This is a genomic window from Pseudohaemophilus paraphrohaemolyticus (assembly GCF_003253115.1).
GTDB classification, from domain to species: Bacteria; Pseudomonadota; Gammaproteobacteria; order Enterobacterales; family Pasteurellaceae; genus Haemophilus_A; species Haemophilus_A paraphrohaemolyticus_A.
The window spans coordinates 39338-65747 of sequence record NZ_QEQF01000007.1 but is presented as its reverse complement, the minus strand read 5'-3'; the positions used below and the strand labels follow the sequence as shown (position 1 = coordinate 65747).

At 38.7% G+C, this 26410-nt stretch carries 29 protein-coding genes, 1 other RNA gene, 1 pseudogene and 2 riboswitches; of the genes and pseudogenes, 16 read left to right on the top strand and 15 right to left on the bottom strand.

Features of this window, described 5'->3' with window-relative positions; all coding sequences use genetic code 11:
* Positions 1–31: 31 nt before the first annotated feature.
* The gene (locus DPV92_RS07490; protein WP_111354335.1) at positions 32–1111 is read left to right on the top strand and encodes an extracellular solute-binding protein; all 1080 of its coding nucleotides are present in this window, start codon (positions 32–34) and stop codon (positions 1109–1111) included.
* A 39-nt stretch (positions 1112–1150) separates the two neighbouring features.
* Here DPV92_RS07490 and DPV92_RS07485 read toward each other — a convergent pair whose 3' ends face one another.
* Positions 1151–2044 (bottom strand): ATP-grasp domain-containing protein, encoded by an 894-nt coding sequence (locus tag DPV92_RS07485; protein ID WP_111354378.1) that lies wholly within the window; start codon positions 2042–2044, stop codon positions 1151–1153.
* A 14-nt stretch (positions 2045–2058) separates the two neighbouring features.
* Positions 2059–3438, bottom strand: coding sequence for a DNA repair protein RadA (radA, locus tag DPV92_RS07480; RefSeq protein ID WP_111354334.1), 1380 nt, complete (start codon positions 3436–3438; stop codon positions 2059–2061).
* A gap of 192 nt (positions 3439–3630) precedes the next feature.
* Here radA and DPV92_RS07475 point away from each other — a divergent pair, with 192 nt between their 5' ends.
* From DPV92_RS07475 to DPV92_RS07445, 7 genes and pseudogenes are all read left to right on the top strand, one after another.
* On the top strand, positions 3631–4098 hold the full coding sequence (locus DPV92_RS07475; RefSeq protein WP_318655606.1) for a pilin: 468 nt from the start codon (positions 3631–3633) through the stop codon (positions 4096–4098).
* 68 nt (positions 4099–4166) lie between these two features.
* Entirely contained in the window at positions 4167–5552 is a 1386-nt protein-coding gene (locus DPV92_RS07470) for a GspE/PulE family protein (RefSeq protein ID WP_111354333.1), read from the top strand.
* Entirely contained in the window at positions 5545–6741 is a 1197-nt protein-coding gene (locus DPV92_RS07465) for a type II secretion system F family protein (protein WP_111354332.1), read from the top strand. The genes DPV92_RS07470 and DPV92_RS07465 overlap by 8 nt, the downstream gene beginning before the upstream one ends.
* Position 6742: 1 nt before the next feature.
* Positions 6743–7387, top strand: coding sequence for an A24 family peptidase (locus tag DPV92_RS07460; protein WP_111354376.1), 645 nt, complete (start codon positions 6743–6745; stop codon positions 7385–7387).
* 20 nt (positions 7388–7407) lie between these two features.
* Positions 7408–8034, top strand: coding sequence for a dephospho-CoA kinase (coaE, locus tag DPV92_RS07455; protein ID WP_111354331.1), 627 nt, complete (start codon positions 7408–7410; stop codon positions 8032–8034).
* A complete protein-coding gene (gene yacG, locus DPV92_RS07450) occupies positions 8022–8210 on the top strand; it encodes a DNA gyrase inhibitor YacG (protein WP_111354330.1) in 189 nt (62 codons plus the stop codon). Before coaE ends, yacG begins: the two co-directional genes overlap by 13 nt.
* A gap of 81 nt (positions 8211–8291) precedes the next feature.
* Positions 8292–8942 (top strand): annotated as a pseudogene (locus tag DPV92_RS07445) (IS1595 family transposase).
* A 58-nt stretch (positions 8943–9000) separates the two neighbouring features.
* Here the strand turns inward: DPV92_RS07445 and DPV92_RS07440 are convergent.
* The 7 genes from DPV92_RS07440 to rnpB all read right to left on the bottom strand — a co-directional run bounded on the left by DPV92_RS07440 (position 9001) and on the right by rnpB (position 13433).
* Positions 9001–9261, bottom strand: a complete 261-nt coding sequence (locus DPV92_RS07440) for a DinI-like family protein (protein WP_111354329.1) — start codon at positions 9259–9261, stop codon at positions 9001–9003.
* 103 nt (positions 9262–9364) lie between these two features.
* Positions 9365–10006 carry a 7-carboxy-7-deazaguanine synthase QueE gene (locus DPV92_RS07435; protein WP_111354328.1) on the bottom strand — a complete coding sequence of 214 codons (642 nt, stop codon included), beginning with the start codon at positions 10004–10006 and terminating at the stop codon, positions 9365–9367.
* Positions 9996–10451 (bottom strand): 6-carboxytetrahydropterin synthase QueD, encoded by a 456-nt coding sequence (gene queD, locus DPV92_RS07430; protein ID WP_111354327.1) that lies wholly within the window; start codon positions 10449–10451, stop codon positions 9996–9998. The genes DPV92_RS07435 and queD overlap by 11 nt, the downstream gene beginning before the upstream one ends.
* Positions 10444–11118, bottom strand: coding sequence for a 7-cyano-7-deazaguanine synthase QueC (gene queC, locus DPV92_RS07425; RefSeq protein WP_111354326.1), 675 nt, complete (start codon positions 11116–11118; stop codon positions 10444–10446). Before queC ends, queD begins: the two co-directional genes overlap by 8 nt.
* Positions 11119–11121: 3 nt before the next feature.
* A riboswitch (PreQ1 riboswitch) is annotated at positions 11122–11166 on the bottom strand.
* A 90-nt stretch (positions 11167–11256) separates the two neighbouring features.
* Complete coding sequence (locus DPV92_RS07420; RefSeq protein ID WP_111354325.1) at positions 11257–12234, bottom strand: nickel/cobalt transporter; 978 nt, start codon at positions 12232–12234, stop codon at positions 11257–11259.
* Positions 12216–12842, bottom strand: a complete 627-nt coding sequence (locus DPV92_RS07415) for a DUF1007 family protein (RefSeq protein WP_111354324.1) — start codon at positions 12840–12842, stop codon at positions 12216–12218. Before DPV92_RS07415 ends, DPV92_RS07420 begins: the two co-directional genes overlap by 19 nt.
* Positions 12843–13026: 184 nt before the next feature.
* Positions 13027–13433: RNase P RNA component class A (gene rnpB / locus DPV92_RS07410), an RNA gene on the bottom strand.
* A 99-nt stretch (positions 13434–13532) separates the two neighbouring features.
* Between rnpB and rhlB the strand changes: the two genes are divergently transcribed.
* From rhlB to DPV92_RS07395, 3 genes are read left to right on the top strand one after another with little or no spacing between them, the layout of a single operon-like run.
* Entirely contained in the window at positions 13533–14753 is a 1221-nt protein-coding gene (gene rhlB / locus DPV92_RS07405; RefSeq protein WP_111354323.1) for an ATP-dependent RNA helicase RhlB, read from the top strand.
* A 2-nt stretch (positions 14754–14755) separates the two neighbouring features.
* A complete protein-coding gene (locus DPV92_RS07400) occupies positions 14756–15178 on the top strand; it encodes a hypothetical protein (protein WP_111354322.1) in 423 nt (140 codons plus the stop codon).
* Positions 15179–15196: 18 nt separating this feature from the next.
* Positions 15197–16702 (top strand): helicase HerA-like domain-containing protein, encoded by a 1506-nt coding sequence (locus DPV92_RS07395; RefSeq protein WP_111354321.1) that lies wholly within the window; start codon positions 15197–15199, stop codon positions 16700–16702.
* A 14-nt stretch (positions 16703–16716) separates the two neighbouring features.
* Here DPV92_RS07395 and ispC read toward each other — a convergent pair whose 3' ends face one another.
* Genes ispC through DPV92_RS07380 form a run of 3 tightly spaced genes read right to left on the bottom strand, consistent with a single transcriptional unit; the run spans position 16717 to position 18580 of the window.
* Positions 16717–17907, bottom strand: coding sequence for a 1-deoxy-D-xylulose-5-phosphate reductoisomerase (gene ispC, locus DPV92_RS07390; RefSeq protein ID WP_111354320.1), 1191 nt, complete (start codon positions 17905–17907; stop codon positions 16717–16719).
* A gap of 48 nt (positions 17908–17955) precedes the next feature.
* On the bottom strand, positions 17956–18216 hold the full coding sequence (locus DPV92_RS07385) for a membrane lipoprotein lipid attachment site-containing protein (protein WP_111354319.1): 261 nt from the start codon (positions 18214–18216) through the stop codon (positions 17956–17958).
* 46 nt (positions 18217–18262) lie between these two features.
* Positions 18263–18580: a helix-turn-helix domain-containing protein gene (locus DPV92_RS07380; RefSeq protein ID WP_225791972.1), complete on the bottom strand. Its 318-nt coding sequence runs from the start codon at positions 18578–18580 to the stop codon at positions 18263–18265.
* Between the two features lie 12 nt (positions 18581–18592).
* Here DPV92_RS07380 and DPV92_RS07375 point away from each other — a divergent pair, with 12 nt between their 5' ends.
* Positions 18593–18970, top strand: coding sequence for a hypothetical protein (locus tag DPV92_RS07375; protein ID WP_111354318.1), 378 nt, complete (start codon positions 18593–18595; stop codon positions 18968–18970).
* A gap of 37 nt (positions 18971–19007) precedes the next feature.
* Here the strand turns inward: DPV92_RS07375 and DPV92_RS07370 are convergent, their stop codons facing one another.
* On the bottom strand, positions 19008–20546 hold the full coding sequence (locus tag DPV92_RS07370; RefSeq protein WP_111354317.1) for a Na+/H+ antiporter NhaC family protein: 1539 nt from the start codon (positions 20544–20546) through the stop codon (positions 19008–19010).
* A gap of 108 nt (positions 20547–20654) precedes the next feature.
* Positions 20655–20838, bottom strand: a riboswitch (Lysine riboswitch).
* Positions 20839–21006: 168 nt separating this feature from the next.
* On the opposite strand from DPV92_RS07370, the gene DPV92_RS07365 reads away from it, so the two are divergent.
* Entirely contained in the window at positions 21007–21402 is a 396-nt protein-coding gene (locus DPV92_RS07365; RefSeq protein WP_111354316.1) for an H-NS family histone-like protein, read from the top strand.
* A gap of 280 nt (positions 21403–21682) precedes the next feature.
* On the opposite strand, the gene DPV92_RS07360 is transcribed toward DPV92_RS07365, so the two are convergent.
* Positions 21683–22237 carry a methylated-DNA--[protein]-cysteine S-methyltransferase gene (locus tag DPV92_RS07360; protein ID WP_111354315.1) on the bottom strand — a complete coding sequence of 185 codons (555 nt, stop codon included), beginning with the start codon at positions 22235–22237 and terminating at the stop codon, positions 21683–21685.
* 71 nt (positions 22238–22308) lie between these two features.
* A complete protein-coding gene (locus DPV92_RS07355) occupies positions 22309–23757 on the bottom strand; it encodes an outer membrane protein transport protein (protein ID WP_111354314.1) in 1449 nt (482 codons plus the stop codon).
* A gap of 340 nt (positions 23758–24097) precedes the next feature.
* Here DPV92_RS07355 and iscR point away from each other — a divergent pair, with 340 nt between their 5' ends.
* The 3 genes from iscR (at position 24098) to iscU (ending at position 26343) form a co-directional block, all read left to right on the top strand.
* Positions 24098–24550 carry a Fe-S cluster assembly transcriptional regulator IscR gene (gene iscR, locus DPV92_RS07350; RefSeq protein WP_111354313.1) on the top strand — a complete coding sequence of 151 codons (453 nt, stop codon included), beginning with the start codon at positions 24098–24100 and terminating at the stop codon, positions 24548–24550.
* Positions 24551–24609: 59 nt separating this feature from the next.
* Positions 24610–25836, top strand: a complete 1227-nt coding sequence (locus DPV92_RS07345; protein ID WP_111354312.1) for an IscS subfamily cysteine desulfurase — start codon at positions 24610–24612, stop codon at positions 25834–25836.
* 123 nt (positions 25837–25959) lie between these two features.
* Positions 25960–26343 carry a Fe-S cluster assembly scaffold IscU gene (iscU, locus tag DPV92_RS07340; protein ID WP_005706518.1) on the top strand — a complete coding sequence of 128 codons (384 nt, stop codon included), beginning with the start codon at positions 25960–25962 and terminating at the stop codon, positions 26341–26343.
* Positions 26344–26410: the final 67 nt, after the last annotated feature.

Here is a 26410-nt window from a genome sequence, read left to right as displayed (position 1 = left end):
TTTTATCTTTTTTCTTAACGGAGAAAACTAAATGAAAAAATTCGCAGGTTTATTCGCTGCAGGTGTGGCTTCATTGGCATTAACAGCTTGTAATGAAGAAAAGGCAAAAACAACTGAGGCTGCTGCCCCAGCTGATGCTGGCACTGTTCACTTATATACTTGGACTGAGTATGTACCTGAAGGTTTGTTAGATCAATTTCAAAAAGAGACTGGTATTAAAGTTGAGGTATCTAGCCTTGAATCTAACGAAACAATGTATGCGAAGTTAAAACTTCAAGGTAAAGATGGCGGTTATGATGTAATCGCACCTTCCAATTACTTTGTGTCTAAAATGGCAAAAGAAGGGATGTTAGCGGAGCTTGATCACAGCAAATTACCCGTTATCGCAGAATTAAACCCTGACTGGTTAGACAAACCTTACGATAAAGGTAACAAATATTCATTACCTCAACTTTTAGGCGCCCCAGGCATTGCATTTAACACTAACAACTACAAAGGCGACCAATTCACCTCTTGGGGGGATTTATGGAAACCTGAATTTGCGAACAAAATACAATTGTTAGATGATGCACGCGAAGTATTCAACATTGCATTATTAAAATTAGGCAAAAACCCGAACACAACTGATCCTGAAGAGATCAAAGCAGCTTACGAAGAGTTAAAAAAATTACGTCCAAACGTGCTTTCATTCAGCTCTGACAACCCTGCAAACTCATTCATCTCAGGTGAAGTTTCTGTAGGTCAATTATGGAACGGTTCTGTGCGTATTGCGAAGAAAGAACAAGCACCAATTGATATGATATTCCCGAAAGAAGGTCCTGTTCTTTGGGTTGATACCTTAGCCATTCCAGCAAACTCTAAAAATAAAGAGAATGCTCATAAGTTAATCAACTACTTATTAAGTGCAAAAGTATCTGAGCAACTTACTCTTGCAATCGGTTACCCAACTTCAAATATGAAAGCGTTAGAAGTATTACCGAAAGAGATTACGCAAGATCCAGCGATTTACCCAACACAAAAAGTGCTACAAGAATCACAATGGCAAGATGATGTAGGTGATGCAATCAAGCTTTACGAGAAATATTACCAAGAGTTAAAAGCATCTAAATAATTTAGATGTGTAAGAAGAGCTGGATTTACCAGCTCTTTTTTACATACGAGACAAAACATAATCCACCATCATTCCCGCGATATCTTTACCTGAAACCCTTTCAATTCCTTCTAAACCTGGGCTGGCATTTACCTCTAAAATCAATGTGCCTTGGCTGGTACGGATTAAATCAATACCTGCAACATCGAGCCCAATCGCTTTAGTCGCTTTAATGGCGAACAGTTTTTCTTCCTCTGTTAGCTCAATGCTTTCTGCTGTTCCGCCTTGATGTAAATTCGCTCTAAAATCACCGTTGCGAGCAGTACGTTGCATGCTAGCAACAACTTGATCGCCAATCACAAAAGTTCGAATATCTTTTCCTCTCGCTTCTTCCATAAAATCCTGTACTAATACTTTTTCGCCTGTTTGTTTTAACGTTTCTAGCTTATTTAAGGCATCGGCTTTTTGCTCACATAACTCCACGCCAGCACCTTGCATACCGACTAATGTCTTAAGTACGACTGAAGGAGAATGCAAAACCAATTGAGAAAAGCTTTCAACTAATTCGCCAATGTAACTTGTTGAGGGAATAGGCAAGCCGTAAGCGGCAAGCAATTGCAAACTTTGCCATTTGTTTCGAGCCAATCGGAAAGCTTGGGCATTATTTAGCACTTTCGTTTTCTTGATTTCAAAATGCTGCAACACATAACAGCCCATCTCTGTGCTGGTTACGCCAAACCGAGGAAGTACCGCTTGATATTCATCGAGCTCTAATTTTTGTTCCGGCGTTTGATAGAACAATCTAGCGGTCGATTTTCCTCGAACATTTGCAAGTTTAAGTAACATTCGATTTGGGTCGAGAATGTCGAGTGAAATGCCACGCTGTTCACAGGCGGTTTTTATCCGTTGGCAGCTGTATAAACGCGGTTCGCGGCAAAGCATTAACCATTTAATAGAGGAATTAGCCATTACAAATTGCCTAAAATATCTAACGCATCACTGAGTTTTTTCACGCCAAAAACCTCCATGCCTTTAATCGCTTTTTTCGGCATATTACCAAATGGCACAATGGCACGCTTGAAACCATGTTTTGCTGCTTCGGAAATACGTTCTTGACCGCTTGGCACTGGGCGAATTTCACCCGCTAAGCCCACTTCACCAAAGATTACTAAATCATGTGGCAGTGGTCGATTTCGAAAGCTTGAAATCAAAGCGAGAATTAAGGCTAAATCAGCACTGGTTTCGGTAACTTTTACACCGCCCACTACGTTGACAAATACATCTTGGTCTGACATTTGCAATCCACCATGGCGGTGTAAAACAGCAAGCAGTAACGATAGGCGATTATGATCTAAACCCACAGCCACACGGCGAGGATTAGCGAGCATTGAGTGATCGACCAAGGCTTGAATTTCCACCAAAAGCGGACGCGTGCCTTCCCAAAGTACGACCACCGAACTACCTGAAACTTGCTCTTCGCTACGGCTCAAGAAGATCGCGGATGGATTTTTGACTTCGCGAAGTCCTTGTTCTGTCATCGCAAACACGCCTAGCTCATTTACAGCACCAAAACGGTTTTTTTGGCTGCGCAAGGTGCGGTAGCGAGAGTCTGATTCCCCCTCTAACAAAAGTGAGGCATCAATCGCATGTTCTAAAACTTTAGGGCCTGCAAGCGTACCGTCTTTGGTTACGTGTCCGACCATAATAATCGCCACTTGGCGGGTTTTCGCATAACGAGTAAGGAATGAGGCACATTCACGCACTTGAGAAACCGAACCTGGTGAAGATTGAATATCTGAAAGATGCATCACTTGAATAGAGTCAATCACCATAATTTGAGGTTTTTCTTGATCGGCAATGTTACAAATATGCTCAACCGAGGTTTCAGAAAGCATTTTGAGATGTTCGGTTGGCAAGCCTAAACGGTTCGCGCGCATTGCCACTTGTTGAAGCGACTCCTCACCTGTGACATACAGTGTAGGAATTTCTTTAGATAATCCGCACATCATTTGCAGCAACAACGTACTTTTCCCCGCACCAGGGTGACCGCCAATCAGAATGGCTGAACCAGGTACAACACCGCCCCCCAACACGCGATCGAGCTCGTTAAATCCACTACTAAAACGCGGTACTTCCTGCAAGCTGATTTCAGATAAAGCCTGAACTTTGCCTGAGGTTTCGCCTGCATAGCCACTAAAGCGGTCGTTTTTCTTATTCTCTTTTGCAGAAACTAAGCGAATTTCACTGATCGTGTTCCACGCATAGCACTCTTTACATTGCCCCATCCATTTAGAGTATTCTGCCCCACAATCGCTACACACATAAGCTGTTTTTGGTGCTTTTGCCATATTAAACCTCAACCCTAAACTGAAAAATTGGCGAAATACTAGCAAAAAATACTGAATGAATAAACACTAAAAATTTTTATTTTTTCGAGCATGCTCGAAAATTTAAACATTAGTACTCGCTAAAACAGAAAAAATCCGCAAACTTTAAGGGCGTGAATAACACGCGTATTGATTTAAAAGGAAATTTAACAAATGAAATCTTTAATGAAAAAGTCACTTTTTCTTAAGCCTTCAAAGGCATTTACTCTCATTGAATTGATGATTGTTATTGCTATCATTGCCATTCTGGCAACCATTGCGATCCCTTCCTACACCACTTATACACAAAAAGCGGCACTCTCTGAACTTTTACGAGCATCTGCTTCATATAAATCAGATGTGGAAGTTTGTATTTACAACACTGGCAATATGGCAAATTGTTCAGGCGGCTCAAATGGTGTGCAGGCAAATAAAACCTCAAGCGACGAAACTAAATACTTGAAATCCGTTTCTGTCGCAAGCGGGGTCATTACGGTAGCAGGTAAAGGCAATATTGATGGCTTTGGTTACACAATGACGCCAACCTTTAGCTCAAATACGATTAGCTGGAAAACAACTTGTACGGGTTCTGATACGAGTTTATTCCCTGCGAATTTCTGCTCTACAGGCTCAACAAACTAATAGAATCAATTCCAAGCGGTCAATTTTGACCGCTCTTTTGCTAATAAATCACTTATAACAAAAAAACTATGACCTATACTGTTTGCGATTTAAACACTCAAAATATTTTTGAAATCTCAAAACCTCAATGGCAGAAAAATTGTGAAGATAAAACCATTCTTTTACGTTATTTGGCTATTCCCGTTAAAGAGGATAAAGAGAAATTATGGCTTGCAATTGATGATTTAAACAATCTGACCGCTTATGAGATTTTTTCCTTTATTGCACATAAAGAGATTGAACCTATTTTAATTTCGACTGAAGAATTAAAGTATCTGTTAAATGAGTTATCTCCTAAAAAAGAGATGCTTTACGAAACAACGGAAATTATTTATGCAGAAAATAATCAGCAGACAGAATTAGATCATAATAATCCTGTAATACATATTTTAGATGAATTATTTAATTATTGCCTGCAGAAAAACGTTTCCGATATTCATTTAGAACCACAGAAAAATCAGCTATTGATCCGCTTAAGAATTGATGGTGTTTTACATATTTATAAAACGCTATCGCTGAATTTATCTAGTCGTATTATTTCTCGATTAAAAATTCTTGCTAAATTAGATATTAGTGAAACTCGTTTGCCCCAAGATGGACAATTCCACTTTAAAACAAAAATTTCTGATACGTTAGATTTTCGTGTTTCTACATTGCCAACTAATTTTGGTGAGAAAATAGTGCTGCGTTTGCAAAAGAATAAACCTGTTGATTTAAATTTTTTAGAGCTTGGATTTAATCCTCAACAGAAAGAAACTTTATTAAATGCACTAAATCAACCACAAGGTTTAATTTTAGTAACTGGCCCTACAGGAAGCGGTAAAAGTATTACTTTATATAGTGCATTAAGTTATTTGAATCAAAGTGAAAAACATATTTTAACTGCAGAAGATCCAATTGAAATCGAAATTGATGGCATTATTCAAACCCAAGTAGATCGTGGCATTGGATTAGACTTTAGCCAATTATTACGTACTTTTTTACGCCAAGATCCCGACATTATTATGTTTGGTGAAATTCGTGATGAAGAGAGTGCACAAATGGCATTGCGAGCCTCTCAAACAGGGCATTTGGTGCTTTCCACACTTCATACTAACGATGCTCCATCAGCAGTAGAACGCCTGTTGCAACTTGGAATTAAAGAATTTGAATTAAGAAATAGCTTGCAATTGGTTATTGCTCAACGCCTAGTTAGGAAAATCTGCACGCATTGCCAAGGCAATAGCTGTGAGCATTGTTATCAGGGCTACAAAGGGCGAATTGGTGTGTATCAATTACTGTCAAAAAATGGTAAAGAATTTGAAAAATCGACCGCTTGTTTAGATTTTTCTACTTTGGCAGAAAGTGCAATACAAAAATGCCAAGAAAATAAAACCAATTTACCAGAAATCCAGAGGATATTAGGCTATGTTTAAGGTATATGAATTTCATTGGAAAGCTATTAATCGTTTTCAGCAGAAACAGAAAGGGAAATTATTAGCTAGAAATCAAGATGAATTAGAACAAAGGTTAATTAAAAAAGGCTTTCAGCAAATTAAAATTAGTCGGAATTTTATTTTACCTAAAAATCCAAAATCAGAAGAGGTGACTCAGCTTATTTCTCAACTTGCTTTACTAATCAATGCCAAACTACCATTAAAACAAGCCTTATCTATTATTTTAGAGAACACACAAAATATAAAACTCTATTTATGGTTTGAGGAAATAATTCGTTCGGTTGAGTTAGGTTATTCTTTTTCAAAATCATTAGAAAATTTAAATCGCTATTTAGATAGCCAAGAAATTCAGCTTATCAAAATGGGAGAAATGAGTGGAAAATTAGGTATAATACTTGAAAATATAGCACAATCTAGGTCTGAAAGTGAGAAATTATTTTCTAAAGTAAAAAAGATCATGTTTTATCCTGTGATGGTCTTAACAATTGCGTTAACACTTTCAATTGGAATGTTAGTGCTAATTTTGCCTAAATTTGCAGAATTATATAGTGCTAAAGATAAAACTCTTCCATTTATTACGGAAATACTCTTTTTTCTCTCTAATTTATTAGTGGATAATTATATATTTCTACTAGTTTTACTTATTTTAAGTAGTGTTTTACTCTCTTTTTTAGCGAAAAAAACAACAATAATCACAAAGCTAAAATACTCTATTTTAAGTAATATGCCCGTATTTAAGACTATTCTTAGCCAATCACGTATTGTTTATTTTACCCAAAATGTAGCCTTAATGCTAAATGCTAGCCTTCGGTTAGATCTTATTTTAGAAACTTTTTTATCGAATAAACAAGCCGATCCTATTTTACAAAAAGAGTGTCTATCGGTACTAACGCTGATTAAACAGGGTTACGCTTTTTCTGAATGTTTAAATACAGAGGTATTTGAAAGCCAAACGGTTCAGATGTTATCCGTGGGTGAAAAGAGCGGAAAATTAGCTGAAATGAGCGAATATGTTAGCCAAATCTATAAAAAGAAATTAGATGATCAGCTAGATATTTTGTCGCAATTGCTTGAGCCTGTGCTAATGGTGGTATTGGGCGGGATTGTTGGCACAATTATTGTTGGGCTTTATTTACCAATTTTTGATATGGGATCTTTAGTTGAATAAAATGAATTTAGTAAAATTTTTGGAATTTTTAACTGCCATATTATTAGCTTTCTGGTTTAAAAGAGAGATACCTCTTTTTGCCAAGCGAATCAACCGGCAAACTTATGACGAATTTTATTCTCTAGTGAATTTTCAGCTAGATTATAGCGATTTTGAAAAACAATCTAAATTAAAAATAAAAAATAGTAAGTTATCAATTCTTTTTTTCTTTATCTTTCCTTTGGTTACTTTATTAAATCAAAATTATCTTATTTCAGCAATGATTATTATCCTATGCTTTCTAACTGTATTAGATATAATTTATTACCTGACTGATATTCGATATTTAGCTATTTTATTTTTACTCACACTATATAAAGGAAATTTAGAGACATTCTATTTTACGGTCATTTTCTTTATTTTTATTCACTTTTTCTCTATTTTCCTTTTAAAGAAGGAAGGCTTTGGGTTGGGAGACAGTTTATTGTTAATTGCTTTATCACCTCTTTTTATGTTAGAGCAGATGTTACAACTTGTGCTTATCGCCTCAGTGCTAGGGATAACATACTACTTAGCAGAACGATGCATGACTTCGCAAAAACGGCAAAAATTGCCTTTTATTCCGTTTATTAGTGTGGCAACTTTTATTATAATTTACCTCAACTAATCATAAATTGAGGATAAAGAATGCCTTATATTGTTGGATTAACGGGCGGTATTGGAAGTGGGAAAAGCACCATTGGTGGTCTATTTTCAGCACTTGGAGTGCCTGTAGTTGATGCCGATATTATTGCCCGTCAAGTCGTTGAAAAAGGCTCGCCATTATTAGCAGAATTATGTTCTCATTTTGGTACTGATGTTCTCACAGAACAAGGTGAATTAAATCGAGCTAAATTACGCGAAATCATTTTCTCTCATCCTAATGAGAAAACGTGGCTGAATCAATTGCTTCATCCTGCCATTAGAAATGAAATGCTTGCCCAAGTGGAACAATGCCAGCAGCCTTATGTGATTTTAATGGTACCATTACTGATTGAAAATAATCTGCCCCATTTATGTGATCGTATTTTAGTGGTAGATGTGCAGCCTGAAACACAAATAGAAAGAGCGATAAAGCGTGATAATAATAAGTTAGAGATAATTCAAAATATTATGGCATCGCAAGTTTCAAGAGAAAAAAGATTAAGTTATGCTGATGATATTATTGATAATAATCAGCCGCTTGAAAAAAATTTAGGAAAAATAAAAAAACAAATAAATGAACTTCACAAAATTTATTTGAAAAAAGCAGAGGAAAAGCAATGTCAGAATTAGTCGTAGAATGTCCAACTTGTCAGAAGAAAGTAGAATGGAAAGCCGAGAATAAATATCGCCCATTTTGTAGTGACCGCTGCCACTTAATCGATCTCGGTGAATGGGCAAATGAAGAAAAACGGATTCCAGCGGTAGAAGCTGAAATTTTTTCTGAAAATTTAGAAATGCAAGCATAGTAGACAAATTTGTTGCTAATATTTATTTTTGGGGCTGTACTAGATAACGACTAAAAATCCCATTTAGGTTAGAATAAACTAATGAGAAAAAGTCGCTTAAGTCAGCATAAACAAAATAAACTCATTGAACTGTTTGTCGCAGGTGTCACAGCAAGAACAGCCAGTGAATTGGTTAATGTAAACAAAAATACAGCCGCTTATTACTTTCATCGATTACGCTTGCTCATCTATCAAACAAGCCCCCATTTGGAAATGTTTGAAGGTGAAATTGAAGCCGATGAAAGCTATTTCGGCGGTACTCGAAAAGGCAAACGTGGGCGCGGTGCCGTGGGAAAAGTCGCAGTATTCGGGCTTCTCAAACGAAATAGCAAGGTTTATACCGTCGTTGTCCCTAATGCGCAATCAGCGACATTATTACCAATTATCCGATAGAAAGTTAAGCCTGATAGCATTGTGTACACGGATACTTTTCGTAGTTATGATGTGCTTGATGTCAGTGAATTTAGCCATTTTCGTATCAATCACAGCACGCATTTTGCTGAAAATCACAACCACATAAACGGAATTGAGAATTTTTGGAATCAAGCAAAACGCCATTTACGGAAGTTTAATGGCATTCCCAAAGAGCATTTTGAGCTATATTTAAAGGAATGTGAATGGCGTTTTAACAATAGTGAAATAAAATCTCAAATTTCCATTTTAAAACAATTAGTTAAGGGGAGTTTGGTCTAGTTATCTAGGACAGCCCCTTATTTTTATAATATTAGTAACGCTTTTTATATAAAAGATTTTAATAATACTGATCATTTAATTCATCAAACGCCGAGCCATCATTAAAAAGCGCTTCTAAAAATTCAGAAACCTCTTTCTTTCCTTCTTTACCTAAGCCAAAAACCGAAACATCACTCATTGATGCCGATTTTCTGGCTCTTACAATCGCTTTTGGAAACTCTTTTGCCACCTCTTCTTCCACAATTTCAAGTAAGCGGTCGAATTTGTGATCTTTCATTTTTTGCGTGTTGGCGATACGGATATCAATAGTTGCTTGCATAAAAAACACCTCATTAACTGGATTTAATATAAGTGAATTTAAATACAGTATAACAAGGCATTTTAAACTGTCAATAAAAACAGTGGTTTTTCTATAAAATGATTTACTCAATCCCTACAATCTTATGCGTTTGCAAACTCAGCTGCCATTTCGGCTTGTTTTCACGCTGATTAAGTTGCCCTAGCTGAGTGATGGTTTCCAGCAAATTCATTTTGCCATCAACTTCGCATGGCGAGAGATAATAATGCTCCGCTTGAATTTGTTGCTCGATCTGTTCGCAGAAATCCAACACATTTTCATCTGCCACAATACGTACCTCATGTGCAAACGGAATGCAACGGCGTTGGTATTTCTCTTGATACAACCGTTTCGGGCTGGTGGCAATATAATCTATTTGTTTCGGTACTTCTTTCAAGCCATTAGTTTCAATCACTAAAAAATAGCCCGCTTGTTTAAAAGCATCTAGCAATACGCCCAGATTTGGCTGAATGGTTGGTTCACCACCGGTGATGATAATATTCTTTGATGAATAGGATTTTACTTTGGCTAAAATTTGCTCTAAGGTCCAACTTTCAAATGTCATATAATCGGTATCGCACCACGGGCAAGTAAGGTTACATTTGCCAAAACGGACGAAAATGCTCGGCATTCCCGTGTTAAAACCTTCGCCTTGCAAGCTCTCAAAAATCTCAACAATTGGGTAACTGATGGTGCTAAGAATGGTATTTTGCGTTTTATTTGCCATTTTTTACCGCTTGTAAATGTGGGGCTTGAGAATATTCACAGTAAGACGTTGGGGTTTCCCACAGGCGAATAAGTGTCACAGGCAAGCCAACTTCTCTAAGCTTGTCAAATATATATTTTGACATCTCTTCCGCCGTGGATCGGCTTGGAATGCCATAGACTTTTGAATCTAAATCGATTAACAAATTCGCCACTTTACTCTCTTTTGGGCTGTTAAGATCGTAAATAAACGCGTGATCCATCGGGTCTAAAATATGTGTTTTTACGATAGCTTTCAGATCAACATAATCCATCACCATCCCACGTTTTGCCCCTTCTGCGACTAACTCACCAGCTACTTCAACTTGCAATTTATAGGTGTGCCCATGCAGGTTTTTACATTTTCCATCATGACCATCGAGCATATGTGCCATATCAAAATTAAATTCTTTCGCAATTTTAAACATCTTTTTTCTCTCTTTCTGCAAGGTATTCATTCAAGCCTTTTTCACGCAATACACAGCTTGGGCAAGTATGGCAACCTCTTTCCACGCCTAAATAGCAGGTATGGGTATGTTCGCGAATATAGTCAAACACACCCAGCTCATCTGCTAATTTCCATGTCTCTTTTTTGGTAAGGTACATCAACGGCGTGCGAATGTTAAAGTTATAATCCATCGCCAAATTCATCGTCACGTTCATTGATTTCACGAACACATCGCGACAGTCTGGATAACCACTGAAATCGGTCTCACACACGCCCGTGTAAATGGTAGAAATATCCTGTCCTTTGGCATAAATGCCCGCATAAAGTAAAAATAGTGCGTTGCGACCATCCACAAAGGTATTTGGCTTATCACCCTCTTGCTGAATTTCCGCACCTTCTTGCATCAAGGCATTGGTGGTAATCGCTTTGATCACCGATGTGTCAATTAAGGTCTGTTTTACGCCAACATCTTTGGCGATCCATTCGGCTTTTTCAAGCTCAATCGCGTGGCGTTGCCCATATTGGAAGGTTACCACTTCAACATTTTCCTTGCCGAATTCTTTAATCGCTTGGAAAAGACAAGTGGTGGAATCTTGCCCGCCTGAGAAAATCACGAGGGCTTTTTGGGGTTGTTCAGATAAGTTCATTTTGTATCCTTAGTTTTTTTATGTGGGAGGTTCTCGAACCACAGGAAAAAGTAAGCGGTAAAATTTCGACAATCTCTTGCAAAATCTTACCGCTTGTGAGGGACTATTATAGCTGAAAAAAGTAGAATAAAAAATGTATTACCGCCTAAAAATTGTGACCGTTACTACCTCAATGAAACTACCGTGTAATAACAAAATGCCCATTCCAATCAGTACGCAAGCAGTCAAGAATTTCAAACTACTTGCAACCGGAAAGTTAAACCTAGCAGGCAAATACCACGCTTTTAACTGCACGGCTTTATGACGGGTAAAGACCACCATCAACGCAAAGAATGTCAGTGTAATGCCTGTACCGACCGCCATCATTAATGTCGCCAATACGCCCCAAAGGTAAATATTGAGCGTATAAGAGAGAAACAGCACTAAAATTGCCCCAGAACATGGGCGCGATCCAATACTCAAAATCAAGAAAAGTTGGCTTTTCCAACCTGTTGATTGGTTCATTTGCACTGATGAAGGCAGATGTTGATGCCCACAACCGCAATGTTCATCGTGAACGTGATATGCAACAAGCAGTGTTTTTTCTTGGGGAATTTTCATTGGGCTGATTTTTCTAATCTGCAATTTAGGCGGGAGAATGCCTTTCCACGCTTGATAAATCCAATAAAACCCTAACAAAATCATCAACATAAAACTGCCCCGTTCTACCCATTTTAGTGTTAAATTGAAATATGAGCGGGAAAGCGTAAAGGCAACAACGATAATCGACACTAGCAAAATAGCAACGATCCCTTGCACAATGGAAGAGGCCAAGCTAATTTTGACCGCTTGTTTGAGTTTCGACTGTTCTAAAGCCAAGTAGCTCGTGAGAATAAACTTACCGTGTCCAGGACCAACAGCGTGAAAGATGCCGTAAAAAAAGCTGATTAAAATAAGGGTAATGCCTGCTTCTTGATGTTGTTGATTAAGCTGATTAAGCGAACTAGAAAGCTGTAAGTTAAACGCTTTTTGCCACAGCATCACTTTATGCAGCAAGAGCGGATAAACCCAATAAACAGCGACCACCAACAAGGCTAACACGAGCAAAGAGGCAGCGGTTAATTTTGATTTTTGCATTTCATCTCTACCTTTTGGGCAAAAGCACGCCCAAGCGATTGATCTTCTGGTGTCTGATCTTTGTCCAAACTTGAGGCATAAAGTTTCAAAGTATCGTCCACTTTCGGTTGCACCACTTTGATTTCACATTTTTTATCATCAATCGAGACATCACTTTGATAATTATACTCCATCGCCATATAGTAGGTTGGCTCGTAGCTCATTAGCGTAATGGGCACCGTGCTCAGCTTTTGCGGTTCGCTTAAATAAACATTCATCGAAAAAATAATGCGGTTATTTTCCACCACAAAACCGTAATCCGAAGGCGTTTCGGTAAACGGAATCAAATTGCTTTTTTGGTTGTAAAGATAGCTAAAGTAATGATCTTTCTTTGCCGTATCAATCATCTCTTGGGTTAAATCTTGCTTGGTTTTATCAGGATCTGGACTTGATTGCATTTCATAAATTAACGTGCTGGAGGCGATTTCGTCCAACGTCCAAGACATACGAAACCCTTTTAGCGTTTGGTTTTCTGTCAGGGCTTGGGTTTTAAGATCGACAAAAGCGTGTGGATGGGCGAGAACATTAAGAGAGAAAAGCGAAAAAAGGAGCGTAAAAAGGGATTTCATAACTCTTACTTGCACAAAATTTTTAAAGGCTAAATGTACATTTTATTAGAAGAACATATATAGGGGCGTTTTCAACACGCCCCTACATAAATCTCTACATAAAATATCTAAAATGCAGTGTACATTGTATAAATAGAAAAAAAAGCGAATCGTCTATATAAAATATAAAACGATTCGCTGGAATAAAATGAGTTGGTCGATAAGCCGAGTTCTGTCGTGGACAATCATTCCTCTAGGCATAACATCGCTGTTATGCTCAAGCAACCTACCCGAACTCTGGACGGGCCATCCATTGAGTTCCTATTTGGTCTTGCTACGAGTGGAGTTTACCCTGCCGTGAAGTGTTGCCACCCACGCGGTGCGCTCTTACCGCACCCTTTCACCCTTACCATCTCTAAAAAATATACACAGAGTATGGCGGTCTGCTCTCTGTTGCACTGGTCGTCGGCTCGCGCCGCCCAGACGTTATCTGGCACTCTGCCCTATGTAGCTCGGACTTTCCTCTCGTTTACTTGTCCCACTATTTTGTATTGCACAGCTGTGCGACACAGTTTAGGGCTTCAATAAACCAGCGATTGTCTAACTAACTCGGTGCGTAGTATAGCGTATTGATAGCATTTTGCAATAAGTTGCGGTAAAATCGCACCAATTTTTGCCTAGACTTTGGGCTCCATTAAACAAGGAATTCTGATGTCAACACATCTTACCGAACAACGCTTTAGCGATTTCCCGATTCACGAAAAAGTACTTTCTGCTCTTGATAGTAAAGGCTTTGAATTTTGCACACCGATTCAAGCTCAAACTCTCCCAATCACTCTCAACAATAATGATATTGCGGGTCAAGCCCAAACAGGCACAGGCAAAACGATGGCTTTTCTAATTGCGGCCTTCCATCATCTGCTCACACACGATCTGCAAACACATAAGAATCAACCAAGGGCAATGATTCTTGCCCCAACCAGAGAGCTAGCGGTACAGATCGCTTCTGATGCTGAGCTGCTAGTTAAACAGACACGCTTGAAACTTGCACTAGCCTATGGTGGCGATGGCTATGAGAAACAGGTGCAAGAGATTGAAAAAGGCGTTGATATTTTAGTCGGCACCACAGGGCGTGTGATTGATTATGTGAAGCAAGGCATTATCAACCTTGATTACGTGCAGGTGATTGTGTTAGACGAAGCAGATCGAATGTTTGATCTTGGTTTTATCAAAGATATTCGCTATTTGATGCGCAAATGTCCGAAGCCAACCGAACGCCTTACCATGCTTTTTTCAGCAACGCTTTCTCCACGTGTGCGTGAATTGGCGTATGAGGATATGAATGATGCAAAATATGTTGAAATTGAACCGCTTCAACGTACAGGGCATCGAATCAAAGAAGAGCTTTTCTACCCTTCAAACGAAGACAAAATGGCATTATTGCTCACACTTTTAGAAGAAGAATGGCCAGAACGCTGTATGATTTTCTCAAATACTAAACACGGTTGTGAAGAAATTTGGCGATATTTACTGGCAGATGGGCATCGAGCGGGCTTGCTTACTGGCGATATTCCACAGAAAAAACGCTTAAGCTTGTTAGACAGTTTCACTAAAGGTGAGTTGGATATTTTAGTAGCAACAGATGTTGCCGCACGAGGCTTGCATATTCCTGAAGTCACGCATGTGTTCAATTATGATTTGCCGGATGATCGAGAAGATTACGTGCACCGAATCGGGCGAACAGGTCGGGCAGGGCAAAGCGGACATTCAATTAGCTTTGCGTGCGAACGCTATGCGGTGAATCTACCTGCAATTGAGGAATATATCGGACATGCAATTCCTGTCAGCCAATATGACGCGAATGCTTTATTACCTTTACCTAAAGTGAGTCGCCCCCGCTTTAACAGACATTATTCATCAAAAAAATATTAAATATGAAAAAGTTACTTCTTTTACTACTCAGCCTACTTTTTTTAACCTCTTGTACACAAGAAACTCAGGCGCTATGGGAAGACTTTACCGAAGGTTTTAATCACGATCCTGAACGAGAACCCGTTAAAGTGGTTAAAGGTTATTCAGGCGAGGCCCAAGCAAATTTCAACAAAGGAACGGCTAAAACAGCAAAGATTTCTAAATTTCCTGCTTCGAAAACAGCGGTAATCGGACATCAACGTATTAATACCACTGTATGTAACGATCTTGATGACTGGTATTTAGACGGTTTCCGTGTAGGAAAATCGTTCCGTACTCAAAAAACAGAAATGTTCCAAAAACGTACCCAATATTGCCAAGGAAAATTGCCAAATGCTCATCGAACTTATTGGGAAAATGGCTACCAAATAGGCGTAAAATCTTAAAAGGAGAAAGAACACATTATGACGCTTGCAATCGCACAAACCTATTCAGGGAAAACTATTTCATTGGTCGCCAAGATGGCAAACCGCCACGGTTTAATTGCTGGTGCAACAGGTACAGGGAAAACCGTTACATTACGTAAATTAGCTGAAGCATTCAGTGATGAAGGCGTGCCCGTTTTCCTTGCCGATGTAAAAGGCGACCTTTCTGGAATTTCACAAGCGGGCAGTTTTTCAGGCAAAATTGCAGAACGAATCGAACAATTCCAACTAGGGGGCGAAAGCTATTTGAGTGGCTACCCTGTGTCTTATTGGGATGTCTTCGGTGAAACAGGCATTCCGCTTCGCACCACCATTTCAGAAATGGGACCGATGTTACTTGCGCGTTTACTTAACTTAAACGATACCCAAGAAGGCTTATTAAACCTCGTATTCCGCGTGGCAGATGACCAAGGTTTATTGTTAATTGACCTAAAAGATTTGCGTGCAATGCTCAAATATGTTGCCGAAAACGCTAAAACATTCCAAGTGGAATATGGTAACGTTTCAACTGCAAGCGTTGGAGCGATTCAACGTGCATTGCTTGCACTGGAAAATGAAGGGGCAGAGAAACTCTTTGGCGAACCCGCATTAAATCTTGAAGATTGGCTACAAACTCGCGATGGTAAAGGTGTGATTAACATCTTAAACTCAGAGAAATTAATTAACTCTCCACGCCTATATAGTGCATTCTTACTTTGGTTTATGGCAGAACTTTTCGAAATTCTACCAGAAGTAGGCGATCCAGAAAAACCGAAATTTGTCCTTTTCTTTGACGAAGCACATTTATTGTTTGGTGGTGCACCGAAAATTTTAGTAGATAAAATTGAGCAAGTGGTACGTTTAATCCGTTCAAAAGGTGTTGGCGTTTATTTTGTAACCCAAAATCCACTTGATTTACCTGATTCAGTGTTAGGGCAACTAGGCAATCGCGTACAACACGCTTTGCGATCCTTCACACCTCGCGATCAAAAAGCAGTGAAATCAGCGGCGGAAACCTTCCGAGCGAATAAAGATGTAAATGTAGTCGAAGCGATTACCTCGCTAGGTGTAGGCGAAGCCTTAATTTCCGTCTTGGATGAAAAAGGAATGCCAACGCCAGTGGAAATTGCGTTAGTTTACCCACCGAAAAGCCAGCTCACGCCATTAACTGAAACCGAGCGTAGCCGTTTAGTGAAACAGGATGGTCTTTACAGCCATTATAGTGCTTATGTCGATAATGAATCTGCCTTTGAAGTATTAAATGCTCAATCACAAGCGGTGCAAAATCAAGGGCAAACTGCAAATGCTGAAGAGGAAGAAGGATTTTTAGGAGGAATGCTTGCCTCGATCTTTGGTTCGAAAAAGAAAAAAGACCAATCACTTGCCGAACAAGTGGTGAGCCAAGTAGCTCAACAAGTTGGGCGAAATTTACGCAATCAAGTAACAAAGCAAATTATGCGTGGTTTACTTGGAGCAATTATTAAAAATGTCAAAGGGGCTTTATAGCCCCTTATAACACCCTAAATTTGAAGTATTGTTTGTTTTGCCAATTCTCTTGCCAATTTATCGATATGCAAGACATCATCAATTTCTTGAATATCAATTGGTGCAATATTTTCAACAACACTTCTATTTACATTCACAATATCCGTAAAGCGTATCTGTTCATTTAAAAACGCATCAACAGTAATTTCGTTTGCGGCGTTCATTGCAGTAGTTGCGTATTGCCCTGCGGCAAAAGCATCAATTGCTAATTTAAGGTTTGGATAACGTTCAAAATCAGGCTCAATAAAGGTTAATTCTTTAAGCTTGAAGAAATCAAGTGGCGGTACACCCGCGTTGATACGATCCGGATATGCCATACTATGTGCAATTGGTGTACACATATCTGGATTCCCCATTTGGGCAATCACTGATCCGTCAATATAACGGACCATCGAATGAATGATGGATTGCGGGTGAATAATAATTTCCATCTCTTCTGCGGTTGCATTAAACAACCAACGTGCTTCAATATATTCCAAGCCTTTGTTCATCATCGTTGCACTATCCACTGAGATTTTTTTACCCATCGACCAGTTTGGATGAGCTACTGCTTGAGCAGGCGTAATCGCATCAAATTCATTTAATGGCTTAGTGCGGAACGGACCGCCTGAGCCTGTTAAGATAATTTTGCTCACACCAAGCTCTGCAAGCGGGCAAAAACCGATTTTATTTTGCGCCTCCATAGGCAAAGACTGGAAAATCGCATTATGTTCGCTATCAACAGGCAACAGTTTTGCACCTGATTTTTTCGCTTCATCAATAAAAATCTGCCCGCAAGTAACTAGCGACTCTTTATTCGCAAGTAATACACGTTTCCCCACTTTAACAGCAGAAAGCGTAGGCAAAAGCCCCGCAGCGCCAACGATTGCCGCCATCACCATATCTACTTCAGGGTGAGAGGCAAGTTCGCAAATTGCTTTCTGCCCAGCTAAAACTTCCGTTTTTATATTAAGTGTTGAGAGGTGTTCTTTGAGCTGTGCGGCTGCATTTTCATCATCTAATGCCGCGAATTGGGGTTGGAATAAAACGCATTGTGCTGCCATTAACTCCACATTTTTTCCGCCAACTAAAGCAAAAATTTGATAATCAGACGGGTTGTTTTGAATGACCGAAAGGGTGCTTTTACCAATGGACCCTGTCGATCCTAAAATAACGATTTTTTTCATAGTAAGTTACCTTCAAGAAAAGACAGGGGCATTTTAGCACAGATAAGATTAGTAATACCAACGACCGTAATGTACCGCAGGGTAAATCGCTGGAACAGCAGGATAATAATTTACTTCTCTTTTACGTGTATCGCTTTGATTCAGTGCTTCTTGCTGTACAGGGTAGTTTTTATCAACGGTATTTTTAGTGTTAATGCGTTGTTGATATGCTTGAACAGCTTGCATATCCATTGGCACGGTGCTTTGTTGTTGAGGTAATGAACAAGCAGAAAGTGCCAAGATAGCACCAAATAACATTATTTTTTTCATTTTATGTTCCTTTTGGTAAACATTTGTTAAATTAGACCGCTTATTATTAAAAATTATCTGTATGACCAAACTTTTCTTCAATCTCTTGAAGAATTTCTACAGGATCTAAATCTAAGCCTTTACAGTAAGCAATAAATTCAAAAATATCTAATCTGCGATCACCTGTTTCAACTTTACCAATAAATGAATGCACCACGCCCAATTTTTCTCCAAGTGAACGTTGTGTTAATCCTAATTCATTTCTGCGATTAAGGAACAATTCTCTTAACCAGCAATGTTCATTTGAATGAACAGATAATCGTAAATTCCCCATTGCACCTATTTTAGGTGCAATGTATACTGTACCTGTTTTAGGAACAAACATTAAGGAGTAAGTATGTCTTTTATCGCTAAAACATTCGGTGGATTATCTAAGAGCTATTATATTCGTCAATTCCTGTTTGGATTGATCTTCTTTAGTTTCGTTGTCTTCATTGGTTATGATTTATATAGCCGTTCAGGTAATATTTCTGGGCTTGTTGTATTTTCTTTATATGGCTTAATTTGTTTACTGTTATATCCATATTCTCGATTTGTATATGAAAGTGTAATGGATTACATCTTTGGAAATAATGTTTTCTTTGTAAATTCAATATTTTTACTGTCAGTAAAACTCACTACCATGGCATTATGTTTTTTCTTTTCAATTATTATTGCACCAATCGGATTAGCTTATCTCTATTTCTACCATTCAAAACAAAAAAATACGAATTAATCTCTATAAAAAACCCAGCTTAAGCTGGGTTTATTTTTTATTCTACATTTTTTGCTTTAAACAGCATGATTAACACTAACATCGTGATACCTGCCGTAATAAAACCAAGTAAACCTGATTCTGTAAAACCTACAACTAAGTAACCAACTACTGATGCTACCGCGACTAATAGCGCATAAGGCAATTGTGAAAGCACATGGTCCATATGGTTACATTGTGCCCCTGTTGAAGAAAGAATTGTCGTATCCGACACTGGTGAACAGTGGTCACCACATACTGCACCTGCCATTACAGCTGATAAACAAGGGATAATTAAGTTTGGATCAGAATGCATCGCCATTGCTGCACCAATCGGTAGCATAATACCGAACGTACCCCAACTTGTGCCTGTTGAGAATGCCATTGCAGAAGCAAGTACGAATAAAATCGCTGGTAAGAACGCTGGTGAAATGTTACCTGCCACTAAACTTGAGAGATATTTGCCCGTTTGCATATCACTTACAACACCGTTGATTGTCCACGCAAAGAAAAGAATTAAAATCGCACCAGACATCATTTTTACACCTGATCCATAAGCTTTCGTGTAATCGCCTACAGAAATATGACGACGCATTAATAGACAAAGCGTGAGTACGATGATACTTGCTACGCCACCTGTTACTAATGAAATACCAACAGTAGTATTTTCAAATGCACCTAAAATAGTAAATGGATTGCCCGATTCAGCAAGTGCATCGCCACCTGTTTTTAGCATCATCGTTACCGTACCGATAATTAATGCTAAGATTGGAAGAACTAAATCGCGTACGCCCGCTTCTGAAGAACTTCGCTGCTCAGATGATTTCTCTTCTTGGCTCATTGCATTATGTTCAAAACGTGCCATAGAACCAATATCAAAAGAGAAATAAGCTACGAAAAACACCATTAAAATTGAGAAAATCGCATAGAAGTTCATCGCACTCATCGTTACAAACGCACCTAATGGGGTGTAACCTGCAATAGAGTGTGTCGCTAATAATCCAGCAATAAGTGTGATAATGTAAGCTCCCCAGCTTGAAATTGGCATTAATACACACATCGGTGCAGCAGTTGAGTCTAAAATATAAGCTAATTTTGCACGCGATACTTTAAATTTATCAGTCACCGGGCGAGCAATCGCACCTACAGCAAGACTGTGGAAATAGTCATCAATAAAAGTAACAAAAACCAAGCAAGCCGCCATTAATTTTGCACCACGTCTGCCTTTAACCTTCTCTTGGGCCCAATTTGCAAAGGCTTGGTTTGCCCCTGAAACACTTAATAAAGAAGTTAAAATGCCTAATAGCACTAAAAATAAAATAATATTGATATTGTTACTATTAAAGCCCTCTTCGCCACCTTTATAAAGTAAAGAAACTACGCTATTTTTTAAATATAAAACAGCATCAAGCACATTACCGCCAGCTAACATTAATGCACCAACAATAATACCCAAACTTAATGAAATTAAAACACGTCTGGTTGCAATCGCAAGCAGAAGTGCAATTAACGCTGGTACAACTGACCAAAGCGATGATGAATAATCAACAAGATTCATAAAACCTCTAATTTATTAAAAGATATTTTTATAACGTCATTGAATCTACTGAATGTATTTACGCAGGAAGGCAAATAAAGGAAGGATAAAAGGAAGCATCCTCACCTAACTTACAGTAGCACTCCGCAGTGATACAAGGAATATCGAAACTGCGACAGTGTCGTCCCTTTCGGCAACGACCCCAACCAACCAAGATGACGCTTGATTGATTTCGGCAAATACGCCTTTCATTTTTCCTCATCGTTTTCCACTCAGAAAAAGTACTTATCGTATTTGCACCTCTACAATTGTAGGATTGACTAAGATTACCTGAAACAAAGGCATTAAACAAGTAGATTTTTCAACATTTTAAATACCATTTTTACTTATTTTAAATCTAGATTATTTACCTTAAAAATATATTCGGGTAATATACGCCTTAATTTGACTTAATAAATAATTTTTTAAATAGGAGATTATAATGTCTAATACATTAAGAACTTTGTCAAACATCCGTAGCTTACGTGTTCTTGCTCGTGAAACTTCATTAGAACAATTAGAAGGTTTATTAGAAAAATTGACAATTGTTGTTGAAGAAAAACGCGAAGAGATTAAGGCCCAAGAAGCTGAACAAACTAAATTCTTAGAGCAATTAAAAAAATATGAAGAAATGTTAGCAAATGATGGTATTTCTGCAGACGAATTAGCCTCACTTTTAGGAAAAATGCCTACCGAGAAAAAAGCACGTAAACTAATTGCTCCTCGTCCTGCTAAATATAGATTTATTGATGCAAACGGTAATGAAAAAACTTGGACAGGTCAAGGTCGTACACCACGTGAGTTAGTTGGTAAAAATTTAGCAAATTTTGAAATCTAATATGATTTAGTCATGAAATAACTCATGCTTTTTTGTATGTTTACAAAGTAAATAGCATAGTAGACAAAATAGTTGCTAATGTTTATTCTTCGATAAGATTAGCAACTATTTTTATTTAAAAACCCTTTATAAACATCATTTTACGTTTTTTTTCGTTAATCCATTATGATTATTTAATTGACGCTATTGTTGAAGATTCTTTTGTTACGATACATTTAATTATTTTATTTTGACAATAATTTTTTGGTTTATATTTCAAACCTCTTTGTCTATTATGTTTTTAACGTTCCCAATGTTTAGTTTTGGGATTTACATATTCCACGCCATGATCTTTATAATCAACTCCTTCTAGCTGCAATAAGTAGCGTTTATTCGGAAGCCCGCCGCCGAATCCTGTTAGACTTTGATTTTTGCCGAGAACTCTGTGGCAAGGAATAAGAATTGAAATGGGATTACGTCCAACTGCCCCACCGACAGCACGCATTGCATTTGGTTTACCTAACTGGTTAGCAATTTCACCGTAGCTAGTAATTTTGCCGTAGGGAATTTGGCGGAGGATTTTCCAAACTGATTGCTGGAATGCCGTACCTTGCGGGGTAAGAAAATCTAAATGCTGAAAATCAATTTTTTCGCCTTGAAAATAGCGGTCTAAAATTTCGCGTGTTTTGCAAAAGATTTCATAAATTGCACCGCTTGTATTGCTAACGGGAATGAAATTTTCAAGCTGAGTGGTAGGCTGTTCTTCGTTAAACTCAATAGCAATTAGCCCCGTTTCTTTCGCGAGTAAGAGCAGATTGCCAACGGGAGATGGATAATATTGATAGAAAATTGTCATAAAAATTCCAAGAGAAAAGGCGTGTAATCAGTTTACACGCCCCTGTTTTGAAATACTATGCTAAATTCTGGTTAGAATTTGTAGTTAAGATTTAAGCCGTATAAGTAACCACTTGCACGTACTTTAAATGTTGCTCTATCTTCACCAAAGCCAAATTTAGTACCATGTAAGTAAGCGAAGCCAACATCTGTTGATAAATTCGGCGTGAATTTATAGGTTGCACCCGCAGAATACCACATGCGGTTAGTATCTGGGATTGAGATTGATGGATGATTTACGCTAGCACTACGATCGTAAGCTAAACCTGCACGTAATGTTAAATCTTGTGTTGCATCATAAGATACACCTACTGCATAACGGTTTGTATCGCGGAATGCTTCATCTTTGTGCATGTAGTGAGCCGTACCATCCATGCTGTATGCGTCTAGGGTTTTTAAACGTGACCATTCAGTACGCTTCCAGCTATATTGTACTGCAAAACGATCCGTTAATTTATGGTAACCTGAAAGTTCCCAGTAAGCAGGGAGGTTAAGTGTTAATTTCCCATCACGTTCTTCACTATTTGTCGCAATCACAGAACCTAAGTTGGTTGAAAGCGCATTGCGATATTTACCTTTAAATTTCACATCTACCGCAGAATGGTAAGCTAAACCCCAACGGTTGTTTTCATTTAGCTCGTAAGCAAGACCAGCATTCCAACCGAATGACCATTTATTACCAGTGATACGGGTAAGTTCAGTTTCTTTTGTGTATGAAGATAGCGATGTTGCAAGAGCGTTTAAGCTGTTTGCTGCTTGTGCGGCTGTTGTTCCAACAGGAAATTGTGCAGCAATCGCTTGTAATTGCTTGTTAGCAGGTTGAGCAGCAGCTAAAGTAGTTAAGGATAATGATTGGTATGCGGCTGGAAGGTGTTGTAATGCAGTTGCACCTGCTTGAGCTCGTACAGCACCTGCTTTAGTGACAGCTACTTGATCACCTAATGTACGGCGAACTTCTGCTTTAGAATAAATTGCGTTTACACCCGCACCAAAGCTAAAACCGTTACCAATGTTATAAGCACCGCTTAAATTAAAGTTATGTGCTTGAAGTTCGGTTTGACCGCCTAATGTGCCTGCATTGTAGCTATTACTATATTCTGTACTTAAACCAAAATTGACGTTATAGCCTAAACCTACAGCGAATTTATCGTTAATTGGTGCAACAAAATAAGTATTTGGAATCACTTTGGTTGGAACAACATTGTTTTGGTTTGCAGAGTTGCCTAATGCTGTTGTACCACGAACGTGTAAATCCGTATCAACTAACACACCACCAACGGACATTTCAACCCCTTGGAATTTCGTCATTAACGCAGGGTTAGTTGCAACAACAGATGCGTTATCTGCCACAGCTGCAGCCCCAGCATAAGCTGTACCTAAGCCTGATGTTGAAACTTCTGCTAATTGGAATGCCGCCGCACTTGCACCACCTGCTGCAAGTGTTAATGCTGATGCAAGCAATGTTTTGGTAAATTTAGCCATGAATTGTCCTTTTGAAATCTTGAAATAGAAATATTATAGAGGGAAAAAAATTGGCGGGAATTCTAAGAAGTGAAATGTTTGATTGCAACTCAAAAAGGGAAATTAAGCAAGTGTTCCGACCAGTTGCAAGGGAACTTTTGCCTCCTTTTCTATTTCATTTTAAGTTTAAATTCGCCTCCAAAACCTCTATAATAGTAGGGAAATTTCTTATCATTTGGTGAAACCTTTTAAAATGATAAGTGTAAATCAGTTCAATATACTTGACTAAAATAGTCAACTCCATCAAAATTCAAGCATATCCAATCTTTGATTGGATTTTTAATTAAATGAGGGCGAATTTATGAGATTAACGTCAAGAGGGCGTTATGCAGTGACGGCAATTTTAGACATTGCAATTCACGGTAAAAAAGAGCCTGTCAGTCTTGCGGATATAGCGGATCGTCAAGCCATCTCACTTTCTTATTTAGAACAGCTTTTTGCACAACTTCGCCGTGAGGGCATTGTGCATAGCGTACGTGGTCCTGGTGGCGGATATAAGCTCGAAAAAGAGCCGAAAGAAATTACCGTTGGGATGATTATTGCAGCGGTGAACGAAAATGTGGATGTCACTAAATGCAAAGGTAATGGCAATTGCCGTAACGATTCTCGATGCTTAACCCATACACTTTGGGAGCGTTTAGAAGATCAAATTGGGCAGTTCTTAAACACGGTGTCGCTTGAAGATCTGGTTCAAGAAAATGCGGATCACAATTGTGAGAAATCTCACTGCCACGAAAATCTGCATCATCACTAAAATAAGCAAAGATTTTATTAAAAATAACCGCTTATAGCGAGTTAGGAGTAACTTAAAAAATGTCAGTAAAATTACCTATTTACTTAGATTATGCGGCAACTACGCCAATGGATGAACGCGTTGCCCAAAAAATGATGCAATATATGACTAAAGATGGCATCTTTGGTAACCCTGCTTCACGTTCACACAAATTTGGTTGGGAAGCAGAAGAAGCGGTTGATGTTGCACGTAACCAAATCGCAGACTTAATCGGTGCGGATGCTCGCGAAATCGTGTTCACTTCAGGTGCAACCGAGTCAGATAATCTTGCAATCAAAGGTGCGGCACACTTCTACCAAACCAAAGGTAAGCACATTATCACTGTGAAAACCGAACACAAAGCGGTGTTAGATACTTGCCGTCAGTTAGAGCGTGAAGGCTTTGAGGTAACTTATTTAGACCCTGAAGAAGATGGCTTACTCGATTTAGAAAAATTCAAAGCAGCTATTCGTCCAGATACTATCTTGGTTTCTGTCATGCACGTTAATAATGAAATGGGTGTGATTCAAGACATCGCGGCAATCGGTGAAATCTGCCGTGTTAACAAAATCATTTTCCACGTTGATGCGACCCAATCTGTGGGTAAAGTGCCTGTGAATGTACACGAATTAAAAGTAGATTTAATGTCATTCTCTAGCCACAAATTATACGGGCCAAAAGGTATCGGTGGCTTATATGTTTGCCGTAAACCACGCGTGCGTTTAGAAGCGATTATTCATGGTGGTGGTCACGAGCGTGGTATGCGTTCAGGTACATTACCGGTTCACCAAATCGTGGGTATGGGTGAAGCGTATCGTATCGCAAAAGAAGAGATGACCGAAGAAATGGCACGCTTAACTAAGTTACGTGACCGCCTATATAACGGCTTCAAAGATATTGAAGAAGTGTATGTAAACGGCTCAATGGAACCAGGTAAACGTGTAGGCTCAAACTTAAATATTAGTTTCAACTTCGTAGAAGGTGAGTCATTAATGATGGCATTACGCGACATTGCAGTTTCATCTGGTTCAGCTTGTACTTCTGCAAGTTTAGAGCCTTCTTATGTGTTACGTGCTATCGGTCGTGATGATGAATTAGCTCACAGCTCAATTCGCTTCACATTAGGTCGTTGGACAACTGAAGAAGAGATCGACTACACCATCGAATTAGTGAAAAAAGCGATTGTGAAACTTCGCGATCTTTCACCACTTTGGGAAATGTTCAAAGAAGGCGTAGATTTAAGCAAAATTGAGTGGAATCACCACTAATAAGATCAACCTCCCTCTTTAGTAAAGAGGGATTAAGGGAGATTTGAAAAAATATCAACATCGCACAAATCTCCCCTACCCCCTCTTTACTAAAGAGGGGAACTAAATAGAGGAAAATATAAAATGGCATACAGTGAAAAAGTAATCGACCACTACGAAAACCCGCGTAACGTAGGTACGTTCGATAAAGAAGCATCAGACATTGGTACAGGTATGGTGGGTGCGCCAGCATGTGGAGACATCTTACGCTTACAAATCAAAGTAAACGATGCAGGTATTATCGAAGATGCACGCTTTAAAGCCTACGGTTGTGGTTCAGCAATCGCTTCAAGCTCATTAATTACTGAATGGGTAAAAGGTAAATCTTTAGAAGAAGCGGGTGCAATCAAAAACAGCGACATCGCAGAAGAGCTAGAATTACCGCCTGTGAAAGTTCACTGCTCAATTCTTGCAGAAGATGCAATCAAAGCAGCAATCGCAGATTATAAAGAAAAACAAGGCAAATAATTTAACAAGCGGTTGATTTTGCAAAAGTTTTGCAAATTCCGACCGCTTGTATTTTTATTTTTTAGAT